The organism is Flavobacteriaceae bacterium (assembly GCA_014075215.1).
Taxonomy (GTDB): domain Bacteria; phylum Bacteroidota; class Bacteroidia; order Flavobacteriales; family Flavobacteriaceae; genus Polaribacter.
In genome coordinates this window covers 2,741,908-2,758,315 of the sequence record CP046177.1, presented here as the reverse complement: position 1 = coordinate 2,758,315, position 16,408 = coordinate 2,741,908, and the positions used below count along the sequence as shown (strand labels likewise).

Sequence of the window (16,408 nt, the reverse complement as noted above, 5' to 3'; positions counted from 1 at the left end):
GCTCTTGTTTGTATGAGTACTAATCATAAATCTCTAATTAGTACTCAGTTGATCCGTACTATAATTTTTGAATTTCTATATGGGTAGAAATATTATAAATCTCTCTTTTTCAGTAAAATATAAGACCAATAGATAAACAGAAAAGTCCAAGCCGATACAATGGCAATACTGGAAAAACTAACATCATAACTTTTGTTAAAGGTTTCTCCTACCTGATTAGCTACTGTTTTTACGGCACCTAGTCTTGTAAAAGGTTCTTTTATTAGATTAGCCATAGATTCAAAAGGCAGAAATTGCATAATAGCATTGACATTTTCCACTCTGTGTTCCAGCTCTCTAAAATTCCAGAATAAGACCCCTCGTATGATATTTTCTATAATAAACCAAATCACCATAGCACCTACGGCAAAGGCAGATCTTTTTATTAATATTCCGAAGAACAATCCAAAAGAGAAAAAGCCAACTAACTTTACAAAGAATGCGAATAAATATTCCAAATCGGAAAAGATAATGCTTATTTCAGTGTAATCGGAATAGATGAGCCCAAGAATTAAAGACACTACTAAAATAAATAGGGTAGAAATGGCTGCAAAAACAATCACCGTATAAAACTTAGAGAGAATAAATTCTTTTTTACTCAAACCGTCAATAAGGTTTTGCTTCAGCGTTTTATAACTATATTCATTTGACATCATAGATACAATCACCAAAAGCAAAAAGAATTTTAAGACGGCAGCCATATAGGTGTTAAAATGCCATATATAGGGAAAATTAAAAATCCCCGCATCTGCCAGGTGAAATTGAATAACGCCAATATCAAATTTGATGGCTGCAATTAATGCAATGGAAGTCAGCAGGCCAAAATAGATAATGGATAGTATTTTACTGGCTTTATTGTATTTTAACTTATGAAATTCTATGGTGAGCAGTCTTATCATGAGGTTATTTTTTTATATGCCGAACTTTAATTGATTACTTGCCGGTCAGATTTAAAAATTGTTGTTCCAAACTGGGTTTGCGTTTTACGAGATGCGATACTGCAATACCATTGGCAAATAAAAACGAATTTATTTCGGAAGCAGAAATCGTATCTTTTAAAGTAGCTATAATGATAGCTTCTTCTTTTTTTACGGAGGCTATACCGGTGTGGTTTTCCAGGAGAGATATAAGCGCGGTATCATCTCCGTCAACTTTTACTTCCAATAAACCTTTGGAAGCGGTCATTTCTTCCACTAAGCCGCTGTATAGTTTGACTCCTTTTTCCAAAACAACGACATGACTGCATACTTTTTCTACTTCATCTAACAGATGAGAGGCTAGTAAAATGGTAGTTCCCGTACCCGCAATATGTTTTATGATACTTCTGATTTCGTGGATTCCCTGTGGGTCCAGACCATTGGTAGGCTCATCTAAAATTAAAATTTCAGGATCGTTCAGTAAAGCGGAAGCAATGGCTAAACGTTGTTTCATTCCCAGTGAAAAGGTTTTAAATTTACTAAACCTTCTTTCATACAGATTTACCGTTTTCAGCTTTTCATCAATGTTTTCCGTAGAAATACCTTTTATGATACAGATCAATGCTAAATTCTGCCAGGCCGTCATATAAGGATAGAAGTTTGGTCTTTCTATAATTGCTCCTACTTTTTTTAGTGCATCATGTGTAGAAAGGTTTCCGTTAAACCAACTAAACGCTCCTGAAGTTTTATTGACAACATTTAGGATGATTCCCAAAGTGGTGGACTTTCCGCTGCCATTAGGTCCTAAAATTCCATAAACATTCCCCTTATGTATATCAAAAGACAAATTGTTTACCGCATGAATCTGCCCGTATTTTTTATCGATATTTTTAAGAGATAGAATGGTTTTCAAGGATACAATTGTTGTTGATTAATGTATAGCTATGACGAATAAAATATAAAATTGTTACAACGAATTGGAGTAGTTTGCAATAAAAAAACTGAGGCTAGCAAAAATTTTAGTAATCTGGTAGTTCATTATCCGACTCAACTTTTACACTTTTCAACTTTCAACAATATTTAATAATTATCCAAATCAAAACCCCTCAACTCTCCAAACTCATCGCTGATATCATCATCAATACTCTCTTCGTATGACTCCGTATTAAATTCTTTTAGAGGTTTTTCTTTTGGAATTTCGCCTACAGCTAATATGGTTTTAGGAGCATCTGTACTTTTAGCAGGCAGTATGTCAATAATTTCTACGTAAAACACCCACATTTTTAGAAAATCGTATACGTAAATGAGTTTGTCCGAAATATTGGGTAGCACTTCATTTAGAATGCATGTACCCATAGCCGGAGTTGCAGGATTATCGGACATATTGAATAAGGGAATTTCTTCTCCCTGACTCCAGTTGTCATCTGTCAAATAAAAAGAAGCCATTTCCTTATCGTTGAAGCCGAAAGCATCTACTATGGCAAAATGGAGCTCTTCCAGGGTAATGGTATCATTTACCAATAGAGTCCTGATAACATCTTCCTGCGTATCTAAAACTATACGGATTTTATACATACTTCAGTTCGGTTTCAAATTACAAAATTACGGTTTTTATACCATTTTTGATTTATGAAAAGTTAGAAAGTGTAAAAGTTGAAAAGTATGAAAGCCTATATTTTTTAACTTTGAGAACTTTAATACCAACTTTTGGATGTGTAATAGATTTTATCAATATTACTATGAATAAAATCTATTATAAATACTCATCATCCGTATTTTAAAAGTGCTTTTTTTCAGTTAAATGTGAACTTTGAGTGAACTTGACTACTTTTAACTTGGAACTTTCAAGCTTTAAACGCTATTATTTTGAACCGTAAGCGAAAAGTGCCATTTTTAGCGGATAAATTTAAATCAGAAATGGTATTATGTGTATTTTTACATTTTACATGTTTTTATAATGAATAAAAAAGAACTACTTCAAAAATTTAATGACCGCTGTAAAAATACATTGATGGAGACATTAGCAATTGAGTTTATAGCTGTCGGAGATGATTTTTTAACGGCAAAAATGCCGGTAAACTCTAAGGTTCATCAACCTTATGGGAAATTGCACGGAGGAGCTACCGCCGCCCTGGCGGAAAGTGTTGGAAGTGTCGCCTCGAATTTTTTTATTGACACTTCTTCACAATTTGTCAATGGAATTGAACTCACCATCAATCATCTTAAATCCAAAACAGAAGGAGTTGTTTTTGCAACGGCTAAAAATATTCATAAAGGCCGTTCAACGCACTTATGGGAAGTGAAAGTGGTAGATGAAGAAAATCAGCTCATATCTGTTTGCAAAATGACAAATATTGTATTAGAGAAAAGGCAGAAATGAAGCGGTTAAAAAAAATGTTAAATTTTTTTTTTGGTATACTATGCATTACTTTTATAGGCTTGTATATAGCTTTTTATCAGCTTAGTAAACCAGAATCTGATGAGACAGTTGTCAAAGAACTCAAAACCGGTTTTGCAGATGTATCTCTGACAAGAGGACATTTTAAAAATTTTGAATACAGAAAAGTTAGTATTCGAAAAGATACCGCATTGCCCACCATTATTTTTGTTCACGGAACCATAGGCTCTGCTATGAATTTCAAAGAATATTTAATCGATAACTCACTTTTACAAAAAGCAAATTTGATCTCTTATGACAGGATTGGATATAATTATAAAGACAAATATCAAGTTCAGGAATCTATTGCTTTTGAAGCAGAAATGTTAGATAGCATCATAGACAATGATCCAAATACTATTGTTGTCGGATACTCTTACGGAGGCCCTATAGCTTTGGCTGCTAAAACTAGAATAAAAAATATAATATTAATTGCACCGGCAGTGTATGGTAAAGTAGAACCCATGCCTTTTTTGTTGAACATCTATAAGTGGAGATTCACTCGATGGACAGTGCCACACGTATGGAAACAAGCTGCTAAAGAAAAAATGTCGCATCGGGAGGATTTATCTAAATTTGAAGATCATTGGAATCAAAATAAAAATCAAATTTTAAGTATTCACGGCAATACGGATTGGATAGTGCCCTACGAAAATTCGCTTTTTTTACAAAGACAATTCCCCGGGAAGCAATTTAAATTAATTACTGTAGATGATGCCGGTCATGAGTTAGTATGGTCACATAAAGAGTTGATAAAAAAAGAACTTTTAAAACTGCTGGATTGAATATTGTAAATCATATAGAAAAAGCATTGGAAAAACAACTTCCTTTTGTGGTTTACAGAAAGCCCGATTCAAAAAACGTTTGTGGTTTCTTTCAAAAAAATGATATGCTTTTTCACACATCAAAATACAGGGAATCCGGATTTGTTTTTGCTCCTTTTGATGCTGTTCAGAAGACAGTTTTAATTCCAATGCAGGCATCGAATTTTGTATCTGAACTTGCTGATGATACTATTGAACACCACGAAAAATCAGGATATAGAACAATTCAAAGTGCTAAGGGAAGTTATATCAATTTGGTTAAAAAGACCATTGAAGATATCAAAAAAAGCACCATAAAAAAAATTGTAGTTTCCAGAAAAGAAGTATTACGGATAGAGAATTGGAATTGTATAAATACCTTTTTAAAACTGCTTGCTACTTATAAAGGAGCTATGGTATATATGTGGTATCATCCGAAAATAGGAATGTGGATGGGAGCTACCCCGGAAACATTATTGCAGGTAAAAAATTCTTCTTTCTTGACTATGTCATTGGCAGGTACACAAGTATTTAATGCTAATACCTTATCTTGGGGGGCCAAAGAATTAGAAGAGCAACAATTAGTAACCACATTTATACAAGACCAATTGACACCTATTGTTAAGGACATAAAGATACAAGAAAGAGAAAGTATACGGGCGGGCAATGTACTGCATTTAAGAACGCTTATATCAGGGAAGTTTGATGTGCAGAAAGCAAGTTTACAAACGCTACTGAAAAGATTACATCCAACACCGGCAGTTTGTGGCTTGCCCAGAGAGGTAGCTAAAATGTTTATTCTAACAAAAGAAGGGTATGATCGAAAATTCTACACAGGTTTTCTGGGAGAAATGAATTTAGAGAACACTTCTTCATTCTTTGTAAATCTCCGCTGTATGGAAATCGAAGAAAAAACGGCAAACCTCTATGTAGGTGGAGGAATTACCCTACACAGCAGTCCCGAAAAAGAATGGGAAGAAACACAGTTAAAGATAACTACTTTAAAAAATGTACTGTAGCAGCTTTAAGAAAATCTAGATATCTTCAAAGCTAACATCTGTAAAACTTTCTGTGGGTTTGTTATCTGTTTTACTTTCCGAAGTACTTTCTTTTTTAAAATCTTTTTTATGACGTTCACTAATTACTTCAGTCCCCTTTTTGTCAATAATATATTCTGTTGCTTTGGTAAGCATTTCGTGAAAATCAGAGAAATCTTCTTTGTATAAATAGATCTTGTGTTTTTGATAATGGAAAGAACCATCATCATGAGTAAACTTCTTACTTTCCGTGATAGTTAAATAGTAATCGTCCGCTTTCGTTGATCTAACGTCAAAAAAATAAGTTCTTCTCCCTGCTCTTAAAACTTGTGAAAAGATTTCTTCTTGTTCTACTCTCTCTGCCATAATTGTTATAATATATTAATTATTTAAACAAAACTAACAAAATATTTCAGGTAGCAAAAACAAGGTTACATTTCTTTTTACAAAAGTTGTTGATCGTACAATTCTTTATAGTACCCTTCTTTCGTTACTAGCTGGTTATGAGTGCCTTGCTGAATAATTTCCCCTTTATCTAAAATCAAAATTTTATCCGCATATTTTGCTGAAGAAACACGGTGACTGATGATAAATGTGGTTTTATTTTTAGAAACTTTTGCCAGATTGTCCAGTATTTTTTCTTCTGTTTCCGTGTCAACAGCAGATAAACAGTCATCAAAAATTAGAATTTTAGGATCTTTAATAATTGCCCTGGCTATGGAAACACGTTGTTTCTGACCCCCGGATAATGTTACTCCTCGTTCTCCTAAAACGGTACGGTAGCCCTCTTTGAAATCTATAATATTATCATGTACAACAGCATTTTTAGCCGCTGTTATAATGACTTCGGTTGTGGCGCCTGCTTTACCAAACTTAATATTATCTTCTATGGTTTCTGAAAACAAGAACGGATCTTGGGGAACAACGCCCATTTGCGCTCTTATAGTATTTAAATTCCAGTTTTTAACATCCCTGTTGTCAATCAATACAGCACCTTCTGTGGTATCGTACTGCCTGGAAACCAAGTGTACAATACTGGATTTTCCGGAACCTGTTTTTCCCATAATGGCAATCGTTTCTCCTGCATTTACCTTAAAACTCACATGCTTTAAAGCGGTAATATGGGTATCGTCATAGGTTAAAGTAACATTCCTAAACTCAATATCTCCCTTTATATCAACAGCATCTGTATTTTCATTTTTAATTTCGGGCTCTTGTTGTAAAAACTCATTGATTCTTTGCTGAGAGACTTCAGCTTGTTGTACCATGGACGTAACCCACCCAACAACGGCAACAGGCCATGTAAGCATGTTTACATAAATGATAAACTCTGCAATGACACCTATTTGAATCTCACCTGAGATATATTGCTTTCCGCCAATATAGATGACCAACAAATTGCTAAACCCAATGAGCAACACCATTAGCGGAAAAAACAATGCGTTTATTTTATATAAATGAATGTTTTTTTCTTTACTCTCGTCGGCAAGTGTATCAAAATTTGAAATGACCATATTTTTAATCCCATATGATTTTACCACATTGATACCCGAGAAAAATTCTTGGTTAAAAGCAGTAAGTTTAGATAAATATTGTTGTACAACAGTACTTCTTTTATTAATATTCTTACTAAGTATAAAAATGGAAATCGACAATATTGGAAAAGGAATTAAGGTATATAAAGTTAGTTTTGCATCAATTCTAAACATATTGGTGAAACCCACTACAAACAGCACAATCATATTCATAGAATACATGATAGCAGGCCCGGCATACATTCTGACTTTAGAAACATCTTCACTAATACGGTTCATTAAATCACCTGTTCTGTTTTTTTTATAAAAGTTAGGAGATAACCTCTGGTATTGCTGATAAATTTCGTTTTTTAAATCAAATTCAATTAACCTGGATGTAACGATAATTGTTTGCCGCATTAGAAAAGTAAAAAAGCCGGAGAGTATGGCAATACCAATGATGATGATGACATTCACAAATAAATCATATTCAACTACTTTTATATCAGTAACCATCCCTTTTTGATAATCTTCTACCGTATTTAAGGATTTTCGGATGATTTGCGGAATTTCTAATGCCAGAAGCTTAGACAGCACTGTAATAAAGATACCTAAAAGCAGCCTGTATTTGTATTTTAGAAAATAGGTATTTAAGTATCGTAATGCTTTCATTTATAAAAAATTGTTAATATATTCTTGTTTAAAAATATATAAATAAATGTTGTTTTATTTGCTGCTATTTAACAAAATCTTATTTTTGCATATCAATTTTTGAGAAATATTTAATTTATCAAAAACTACTACGAATGACATCAGAAATCATAAATATCAGTGACATAAAAAATAATCCGGTCTTTGGTCAGGCTTCTTTTGAAGGACATGAACAAGTTGTTTTTTGCAATGACGAAGATATAGGTTTAAAAGCAATTATCGGAATACATAATACAACTTTAGGCCCTGCATTGGGAGGCACTAGAATGTGGTCATATGCTTCCGAATGGGATGCATTAAATGATGTATTGCGTTTGTCCAGAGGGATGACTTATAAATCAGCGATTACCGGTTTAAACCTTGGTGGAGGCAAGGCCGTTATTATAGGAGATGCTAAAACTCAAAAAAACGACGACCTAATGCGTAGATTTGGAGCGTTTATCAACACTTTAAGCGGAAAATATATTACAGCCGAAGATGTCGGAATGGAAACGAGAGATATGGATATTATCAGAGAGGTAACTCCATATGTAACCGGCATTTCCAAAACTAACGGAGGATCAGGCAACCCTTCCCCGGTTACTGCTTACGGAGTGTATATGGGAATGAAAGCCGCTTCCAAATATAAATTCGGAACTGAAAAATTAGAAGGTAAAAAAATCCTGGTACAAGGTATGGGTCATGTTGGCGAAATACTTGTAAAACACATTACCGGTGAAGGAGCTCAGGTAATTATAAATGATATAAATGAGAAAAGACTGGAAGAACTGAGTAAAAAATATAACACCAATGTAGTATTGGGAAATGATATTTACGGATTGGATGTGGATATATATGCGCCCTGTGCTTTAGGAGCAACTATCAACGACAGTACCATAGATCAATTAAAGGCTAAAGTGATTGCAGGTGCTGCAAATAATCAGTTAGCAGATGAGATCAGACACGGTAAATTATTAAGAGAAAGAGGAATTGCTTATGCTCCTGATTTCCTGATAAATGCCGGAGGCATTATCAATGTATATGCAGAATTAGAAGGATATAATAAAGAAGAAAGTATTCGAAAAACAGAAAATATATTCAATACGACTTTAGAAATATTTCAATTATCGGAAGTAGAAAATATAACAACATATAAGGCAGCTTTTAATATTGCTCAAAAAAGAATTGACACTACTAAAAAAAAGTCCGAATAAGATAATGAACTCATTTAATAATTCTATTTTTACAGAGCGTTAGATTTTCTTTCGCTCTTTTTTTAAATTGAGTTCTTTAACATGATTAACAGAAGACATATTAGAATAAAAGTAATGCAATCTGTATATGCAATGCTCCATTCGGAAAATACGGATGTGGTTAAAGAAGAAAAATTCTTAAAACACAGTATAAAAAAAATGCTCGATTTATATGTTCTGTATTTGCAGTTATTAGTAGAAGTTAAAAACTTAGCACAACAAAAACTGGAAATCTCTAAGAAAAAATTTTTAGCTACCCGGGAAGATTTGGCCCCCAATACCAAGTTTATAGAAAATGCGGCAATTAAGATACTTTCGGAAAGCAGTGTAATTAAAAAATATACAAAAGAACACGCATTAGACCATTGGAAAAAAGATGATGAATATGTAAAAATTATCTGGGATAACCTCGCAAAAAGCAGGCTTTTTGACACTTATTTAAAAACCAAAGAAAGCTCTTTTAAGTCAGATAGAAATTTTATAGTAGATTTTTTTAAAGAAATCATAGCACCTAATGAAAAACTTTTTGAATACTTTGGAGATACTACTATTAGTTGGATAGATGACCTACCTTTTGTAAATACATGGATAGTGAAAACACTACATAAATTAAACCCTGTATCTCCATTTTTTATTGGAAGTTTGTATAAAGACAAAGATGATGAGGAATTTGTTTCGGCTATTTTTAGAAAAACAATACTAAACCATAAAAAATACGAAAAAGATATTGAGCGTAAGACTCCAAACTGGGAGAGTGATAGAATTGCAGATATAGATATGATTTTAATTAAGATGGGGATTTGTGAATTTTTAAATTTCCCGTCTATCCCGACAAAAGTAACCATCAATGAGTATATAGAAATATCCAAAGACTATTCTACTAAAAAAAGTAGCTATTTTATCAATGGAGTATTAGATAAATTGTGCAGAGAATATACCGAAGATAAAAGATTGGTAAAAGTGGGCAGAGGATTGCTATAATTTAGTATTTTTACGGAAATTTAATACTATTATGAAAAAAATATCATTTTTATTAATCATTGCACTGGCAACTGTTATTTGTATTTCTTGTAAAGAGAAAAAAGGATCAGGTAAAGTAAAAGAGCAAAATTTAGTAACAGCTAAAGAGAGAGATAATACGATTAAAAAAGGAGCGGCGGCGGCTGAATTTGATAAAACATCATACGATTTTGGAACTGTTATCGAAGGGGAAGTTATTGAAACCACTTTTGTTATTACAAATACCGGTAAAACTGATTTGGTTATTACCGATGCACAGGCAACATGCGGATGTACTGTTGCTGCCTGGCCTAAAGAACCTATAAAATCCGGAACATCCGGAGAAATTCAGGTAACATTTAATACTGCGGGAAAACCAAACAGGCAGAGTAAAGATATTACTCTGTATACAAATACGGCAACAGGTCGGGAAGTAGTTCGAATTTTTGGAAATGTAATTCCTAAAACAAAAAAGTAATGTATGTAGCCATTTTTTTACAAGCAAGTTCAGAGGGATCCGGTTTTACTAGTATGCTCCCTTTTATAGCAATGATTTTGGTCTTGTATTTTTTTATGATCAGACCGCAAATATCCAAACAAAAAAAAGAAAAGAAATTTCAGAATAATATTAAAACAGGAGCCAAGGTAATTACTACTAGTGGTATTCATGGTAAAATAACCGAATTGAATGATAAGGATGGTACTGTTACTATAGAAACAGGGGCAGGAAGAATTAAATTTGAAAGAGCCGCTATATCACTGGAACTAAGCAAAAAGTATCAGTCTGCAATTAATAAAAAATAACGATAACAATTCCAAAAAATCGTCAAAATGAGGAACTTTATTTCAATTTAAAAGAATTTGGCAAGGTATCGTAGTTATTTTTATTGACTTGACATTGGACATCTTAGATTATTTTCGTATTTAATTAGTAGCTAAATATATCTCGCATGTGAATTATGCTATTCAAAAGATCATTACCCAAAAATTTTTTTCTATTTGTAGCGTTGGCTTTTGTTTTTTGGATGTTGACTAAATTTTCCAAAGAATATGAGACTACCATGCTATTCAAAGTAAAGTATAAAAATTTACCTGAGAGTAGAATACTTCAATCACCACCTTTACAAGAAATCCCAATCCATGTAAAAGGAACAGGTTTCAGGTTGATTACTGCAAAACTATCTGGTAAACGGCTTACTATTGACGCTGCCGGGTTAACCAAGTTAAAAGGAACTAAATATTTTTTATTAGCAAGTTTACAGGAACTCAAGATAAAAAAACAACTAAACTCTGAGTTGAGTATCGATTATATTGTACAGGATTCCATATTTTTCGATTTGGGGTATTTGGGAACTAAAAAAGTGCCTGTATATGTAGATGCTACTATATCCTTTATGCCGGGATATGATTTTTCTGATAAACTGATATCAAAACCTGACTCAATTACGATTTCGGGTCCGGAAGGAATAGTAGATACTATTACACATGTTAAAACCGAAAAAATACTTCTGAGTGATGTAAATACTTCTATTGACCAAAAAGTTTCATTATTACTGCCAACAGGAGCGATAAAATTCACAGATAACCTCAAAGAAATAAAAATAAATGCAGCAGTAGATAAATTTACGGAAGGTAGTTTGAATATCCCTTTTGTCATAGACAATTTACCAAAAGATGTTGTGATTAATACATTTCCTAAAACAGTTAAAGTTTCTTTTAAAGTAGGGTTATCCAATTTTAATAGGATACACGCAAGTTCATTTGGCATACATTGTGATTATGAATTTTCGCAACAAAATAATTTAACCTATTTGATTCCTAAATTATTGATGAAATCCGATTTGGTTGAGAATGTAAAGATTGCACCCAATAAAATAGATTTTTTAATTCAAAAATAACTGACTTTATGGTTGTTGGAATTACAGGCGGGATTGGAAGCGGTAAGTCTACGGTTGCACACCTCTTTAAGAAATTTGATAATGTTGTGATCTATACAGCTGATGAAGAAGCTAAAAAATTAATTAATACTTCCCTGACCATTATTGAGAAGATTAAAAAGCACTTTGGTGAAAAAGCATATGATAATGGGGAGCTGAACAGAAACTACCTTTCTATACAAGTTTTTAATAATAAAGATAAGCTAGATCAATTAAATGCTATTGTACACCTGGAAGTACGTACTCATTTTTTAAAGTTTTCAGAAACTCATAAAGACAAATTAATTTTATATGAAAATGCTATTCTCTTTGAAATAGGAAACGATCGGTTTTGTGATTTTGTAATCACCGTCTGTACCGAAATAGATGAAAGAATTTATCGGGTCATGAAAAGAGATGGAGTTTCTAAAAAAGAGGTGCTTGCCAGAATAAAGAATCAATGGAGAGATGAAAAAAAAATAATGTTATCTAATTATATGATTGCAAATAATTATAAAAACTCATTAACACTTCAAGTTGATAAAATTCATAATATTTTAACAAAAAAGCAATCTTAATTTGAAAATAATCCAATATTTTTGTTAAAATATTCTTAAGAAGAATATATTTTTTGTTAATCTAAGTTAAATTACCCGGCTGCGAAAAATTATCTTCTATTTTTGATATATGGGGAAAAGAATGTTTATTCTTATCGTTGTTCTTATGAGTGTTTCTTTGATAGGAATCATCTCTGTGCAGCTTTATTGGATAGATAATGCCGTAAAAAGTAAAGACAGGGAACTTGACAATGATGTAATTAAATCTCTGGCAAGCACATCGGAAAGAATAGCAGAAAGAGAAAAAGATCAATTTATAAGAGAATACGAACCTATTTTCAGGAATATAAAGTTAGCAGATAAAGCAGGCATAAAAAATATTTTTTTACAACAAATAGACACTGTCAAAAAACAAAAATTCACTTTTGGTGCTACTATTTTGGAGGAAGATTTTAAAATGCCACTCGGTTTTCTGGACAGTGATACGGTGATCTATAAAAGAATAAACATCAAAAAAGATTTTTTTCAGGCACAATTACTTGGCGGAACAAATGACTTTAAAAAACAAATAAGCGAAAGCAGGTTTTCCACAACAAAACAATTTGATCTGTTGGGAGGAAAAGACGTTATCAATTACTTGAGTGATTACAAAAAATACAAACCCATACATCAAAGAATTAGCAATAAAGAAATAAAAACAACATTAAAAGAAGAACTTGGAAAAAGAAATATAGACATCGATTTTAAATACGGGGTTTATAATTATGAAGGGTTGGCCACCAAATTAAAATCGGGATATTATACGATTGATACAAAAGAAAGTTATAGCTACCCGTTATTTATTAATGAGGAAGGGTTGAGTGATTATAAACTTTTTGTGACTTTTCCAACAAAAAACAAACATATTCTGTCTGAAATTTCATATATCTTATTACTGTCCTTATTTTTCATTTTTATCATTATACTGGCGTTTTCAAGCTCGCTATATCAACTGGTAAAACAAAAAAAAATATCGGAAATAAAGACGGATTTCATAAATAATATGACGCATGAATTTAAAACCCCGATTGCAACTATCAACCTGGCTTTAGACTCTATTAAAAATCCAAAAATTATCAGTAACAGCGATAAAGTAATGCATTACGTGAAAATGATAAGAGACGAGAATAAGAGAATGCATGGTCAGGTAGAAAATGTATTGAGAATATCAAAGTTAGAAAAAAATCAAATTGAAATTGCAAAAGAGGAAGTAGATATTCACGACCTGATAGAAGATGCAATTACACATGTAAAATTATTGGTATTAGATAAAAAAGGAACGATTTCTACACATTTTCAAGCAATGCAAACCGAAGTTTTTGCGAATCAGTTTCATCTGACAAATGTATTGGTAAATATGTTGGAAAATGCATTAAAATATTCCGTAGATCCTCCTAAAATTGATGTATATACAGAGAGTACCAATAAATTTTTCATTATTAAAATTAAGGATGAAGGTATTGGTATGACCAAAAATGCACAGAAATATGTTTTTGATAAGTTTTACAGGGAGCAAAAAGGGAATATACATAACGTTAAGGGGCACGGATTAGGATTGGCCTATGTAAAAGAAATTGTAACAAATCATCATGGAACAGTTTTTGTTGAAAGCGAAAAGGGAGTAGGTAGTATCTTCACAATTAAACTACCGTTAATTTAAATATAATAATTATGGGAAGTACAAAAATTTTATTAGTAGAAGATGATCCGAATTTTGGAACGGTTTTAAAAGATTATTTAATACTAAATGATTATAACGTCACATATGCAAAAGACGGAATAGAAGGGCTGATTATGTTCAAAAACAGCGATTATGACTTGTGTATTTTGGATGTGATGATGCCCCGTAAAGATGGTTTTTCTCTGGCACAAGATATCCGTGCTACTAACAAAGAAATACCTATTATTTTTTTGACAGCCAAAACACTTAAAGAAGATGTTTTAAAAGGATATCAAGTAGGAGCTGATGATTATTTGAATAAACCATTTGATTCTGAAGTATTACTATTCAAAATCAAAGCTATTTTACAACGTAAAGAATCTGATAAATCCACGGAAAACGAACAATTTGAGTTTTCTATAGGTAAATTTTTTTTCAATTCTAAACTGAGACATTTGTCAGTAGGAAAGAATGGTGAACCTCAAAAATTATCGCCTAAAGAAAGTAAGCTTCTTAAAATGCTTGCTGTTCATAAAAACGATTTAATGCCAAGAGAATTAGCATTGACTAAAATATGGAGAGATGATAATTATTTTACTTCCCGAAGTATGGATGTCTATATTGCAAAGCTTCGGAAATATTTGAAAGATGATGATAGTGTAGAAATTTTAAATATTCATGGAGAAGGATTTAGAATGGTAGATAAGTCCTGAAAATATACTTCTCAAACTATGCAAAATAAAGTTTAGATCGAATATAAATCTAAGCTTTTCAGTTTTTATGTCATGGCAGCACTCATTAAAATATATAATGAAAACCCAAATCAAAAAGAAATTAATAAGGTTGTAAAAGTATTGCAAAACGGTGGACTGGTTATTTATCCGACTGATACCGTATATGGTTTGGGCTGCGATATTACCAATATCAGGGCATTGGAAAAAATTGCAAAAATAAAAGGAGTTAAGTTGGACAAAGCTAATTTTTCTTTCGTATGCAATGATCTGAGCCATTTATCCGATTATGTTAAGCAAATAAATACTTCTACATATAAGATCTTAAAGAGAGCCTTACCGGGTCCTTATACATTTGTATTACCGGGAAGTAATTCATTACCTAAAATATTTAAGAAGCGGAAAACCGTAGGTATTCGCGTACCGGACAATAATATTGCCAGAGCTTTAGTTGTAGCATTAGGGAATCCTATTGTATCTACTTCAATTCACGATGAAGACGATGTCTTGGAATATACCACAGATCCTGAATTGATTTATGAGAAATGGAATACTATTGTTGATATTGTAATTGATGGAGGGTATGGAGATAACCAGGCATCAACAGTTATAGATTTAACAGACAATGATCCAAAAATAATCAGAGAAGGAAAGGGAGGTTTAGAGGTTTTATGATGAATTTGTTACACTTTTTATATAAGCGAGTTAAAAGCACTTTTAAAATAGGAATGATAAACAATTTATGTCAAATCAATGCTGCAAAGGTCTCATTATTTTAAATCCTTAAATTTCCTTCTACCCAAAACAAAATACTGCCAAACAACACTTATATGCGAATGGTAATTCGGTTTTTTTTGTAGTTTTTTTCTCTTTTTTAAAAACCGATAACAGTTTTTATAAAAACTGACATGCGCTTGTATAATAGCAAACGTATGAATAGGTCTTAATTCCAGTAAAAATTTCAACCCGGCAATCCCGTCCAGAATTAAACGAGACAAAACAACAAACAGAAACCGCTGCTCAGGTACATTTTTTACTACATTTAATAAACTGTTCCTAAAGTTCAAAAAAGTTTTTCTGGGATTGGTTTCTGTTAGTGTAGCTCCACCAACGTGATATACCGTAGCACCTCCCACGTATTTTATATCATAGCCCTCATTCTGAACACGCCAACACAAATCAATTTCCTCCTGGTGAGCAAAATAATCTTCGTCAAAACCTCTCAGGCGTTGATATACTTCAGCTCGAATAAAAAAACACGCACCGGAAGCCCAAAAAATGGATACAATATCATTAAACTGACCTTTATCCTCTTCTAAGGTATTAAAGACCCTTCCTCTGCAATAAGGATATCCAAATAAATCAATAAAGCCCCCACCTGCACCTGCATACTCAAAAAACGATTTGTTTTTATTATCTAAAATTTTAGGCTGTACAATGGCCGTATTTTTGTTCTCTTTAAAAATGTTTATAACGGGAGCTAACCAATTGCGGGTTACCACTACATCAGAATTTATCAAACAAAAAATATCCGCATCAATAATATGCAGGGCATCATTATACCCTTTTGCATAACCCCCGTTTTGTGTATTCTGAATGATAGAAACCGTCGGAAAATATTTTTTTACAAAGGAAACAGAAGTATCCGTAGAGGCATTATCTACTACGTATATCTTAGCCGCATTCGAGCTAAAGTTTACGATAGATGGTAAAAACTGTTTTAACAATTTTTTACCATTCCAATTTAATATGACAATGGCTATTTTCAAGAATGCAAACTTACATTTTAAATGTTACTTAAAATGGTAAAGATTCG

Annotated in this window: 18 protein-coding genes; 12 read left to right on the top strand and 6 right to left on the bottom strand. The window is 32.4% G+C overall.

Annotated features, from left to right (window positions below; genetic code table 11):
• Positions 1-92 precede the first annotated feature (92 nt).
• The 3 genes from GKR88_13560 to GKR88_13550 form a co-directional block, all read right to left on the bottom strand.
• Entirely contained in the window at positions 93-938 is an 846-nt protein-coding gene (locus tag GKR88_13560) for an ABC transporter permease subunit (protein ID QMU65219.1), read from the bottom strand.
• A gap of 34 nt (positions 939-972) precedes the next feature.
• Positions 973-1,869 carry an ATP-binding cassette domain-containing protein gene (locus tag GKR88_13555; GenBank protein ID QMU65218.1) on the bottom strand — a complete coding sequence of 299 codons (897 nt, stop codon included), beginning with the start codon at positions 1,867-1,869 and terminating at the stop codon, positions 973-975.
• Positions 1,870-2,036: 167 nt separating this feature from the next.
• Positions 2,037-2,531, bottom strand: a complete 495-nt coding sequence (locus GKR88_13550) for a hypothetical protein (protein QMU65217.1) — start codon at positions 2,529-2,531, stop codon at positions 2,037-2,039.
• 382 nt (positions 2,532-2,913) lie between these two features.
• On the opposite strand from GKR88_13550, the gene GKR88_13545 reads away from it, so the two are divergent.
• From GKR88_13545 to GKR88_13535, 3 genes are all read left to right on the top strand, one after another.
• On the top strand, positions 2,914-3,336 hold the full coding sequence (locus GKR88_13545) for a hotdog fold thioesterase (GenBank protein ID QMU65216.1): 423 nt from the start codon (positions 2,914-2,916) through the stop codon (positions 3,334-3,336).
• Positions 3,333-4,178 carry an alpha/beta fold hydrolase gene (locus GKR88_13540; GenBank protein QMU65215.1) on the top strand — a complete coding sequence of 282 codons (846 nt, stop codon included), beginning with the start codon at positions 3,333-3,335 and terminating at the stop codon, positions 4,176-4,178. Before GKR88_13545 ends, GKR88_13540 begins: the two co-directional genes overlap by 4 nt.
• Before the next feature lie 104 nt (positions 4,179-4,282).
• Positions 4,283-5,215 carry an isochorismate synthase gene (locus GKR88_13535; GenBank protein QMU66722.1) on the top strand — a complete coding sequence of 311 codons (933 nt, stop codon included), beginning with the start codon at positions 4,283-4,285 and terminating at the stop codon, positions 5,213-5,215.
• Between the two features lie 15 nt (positions 5,216-5,230).
• Here GKR88_13535 and GKR88_13530 read toward each other — a convergent pair whose 3' ends face one another.
• A complete protein-coding gene (locus GKR88_13530) occupies positions 5,231-5,599 on the bottom strand; it encodes a DUF3276 family protein (protein ID QMU65214.1) in 369 nt (122 codons plus the stop codon).
• 77 nt (positions 5,600-5,676) lie between these two features.
• Entirely contained in the window at positions 5,677-7,419 is a 1,743-nt protein-coding gene (locus GKR88_13525) for an ATP-binding cassette domain-containing protein (protein QMU65213.1), read from the bottom strand.
• Between the two features lie 134 nt (positions 7,420-7,553).
• Between GKR88_13525 and GKR88_13520 the strand changes: the two genes are divergently transcribed.
• The 9 genes from GKR88_13520 to GKR88_13480 all read left to right on the top strand — a co-directional run bounded on the left by GKR88_13520 (position 7,554) and on the right by GKR88_13480 (position 15,267).
• The gene (locus GKR88_13520; GenBank protein ID QMU65212.1) at positions 7,554-8,651 is read left to right on the top strand and encodes a leucine dehydrogenase; all 1,098 of its coding nucleotides are present in this window, start codon (positions 7,554-7,556) and stop codon (positions 8,649-8,651) included.
• A gap of 81 nt (positions 8,652-8,732) precedes the next feature.
• Positions 8,733-9,671 carry a transcription antitermination factor NusB gene (gene nusB, locus GKR88_13515; GenBank protein QMU65211.1) on the top strand — a complete coding sequence of 313 codons (939 nt, stop codon included), beginning with the start codon at positions 8,733-8,735 and terminating at the stop codon, positions 9,669-9,671.
• A gap of 31 nt (positions 9,672-9,702) precedes the next feature.
• A complete protein-coding gene (locus GKR88_13510; GenBank protein ID QMU65210.1) occupies positions 9,703-10,167 on the top strand; it encodes a DUF1573 domain-containing protein in 465 nt (154 codons plus the stop codon).
• Entirely contained in the window at positions 10,167-10,493 is a 327-nt protein-coding gene (yajC, locus tag GKR88_13505) for a preprotein translocase subunit YajC (protein ID QMU65209.1), read from the top strand. Before GKR88_13510 ends, yajC begins: the two co-directional genes overlap by 1 nt.
• A 155-nt stretch (positions 10,494-10,648) precedes the next feature.
• Positions 10,649-11,587 (top strand): hypothetical protein, encoded by a 939-nt coding sequence (locus GKR88_13500; protein QMU65208.1) that lies wholly within the window; start codon positions 10,649-10,651, stop codon positions 11,585-11,587.
• An 8-nt stretch (positions 11,588-11,595) separates the two neighbouring features.
• The gene (locus GKR88_13495; protein QMU65207.1) at positions 11,596-12,183 is read left to right on the top strand and encodes a dephospho-CoA kinase; all 588 of its coding nucleotides are present in this window, start codon (positions 11,596-11,598) and stop codon (positions 12,181-12,183) included.
• 109 nt (positions 12,184-12,292) lie between these two features.
• The gene (locus tag GKR88_13490; GenBank protein QMU65206.1) at positions 12,293-13,861 is read left to right on the top strand and encodes a GHKL domain-containing protein; all 1,569 of its coding nucleotides are present in this window, start codon (positions 12,293-12,295) and stop codon (positions 13,859-13,861) included.
• Between the two features lie 11 nt (positions 13,862-13,872).
• Complete coding sequence (locus tag GKR88_13485; protein QMU65205.1) at positions 13,873-14,574, top strand: response regulator; 702 nt, start codon at positions 13,873-13,875, stop codon at positions 14,572-14,574.
• 72 nt (positions 14,575-14,646) lie between these two features.
• The gene (locus tag GKR88_13480) at positions 14,647-15,267 is read left to right on the top strand and encodes a threonylcarbamoyl-AMP synthase (protein QMU65204.1); all 621 of its coding nucleotides are present in this window, start codon (positions 14,647-14,649) and stop codon (positions 15,265-15,267) included.
• 95 nt (positions 15,268-15,362) lie between these two features.
• On the opposite strand, the gene GKR88_13475 is transcribed toward GKR88_13480, so the two are convergent.
• On the bottom strand, positions 15,363-16,361 hold the full coding sequence (locus GKR88_13475; GenBank protein ID QMU65203.1) for a glycosyltransferase: 999 nt from the start codon (positions 16,359-16,361) through the stop codon (positions 15,363-15,365).
• Positions 16,362-16,408: the final 47 nt, after the last annotated feature.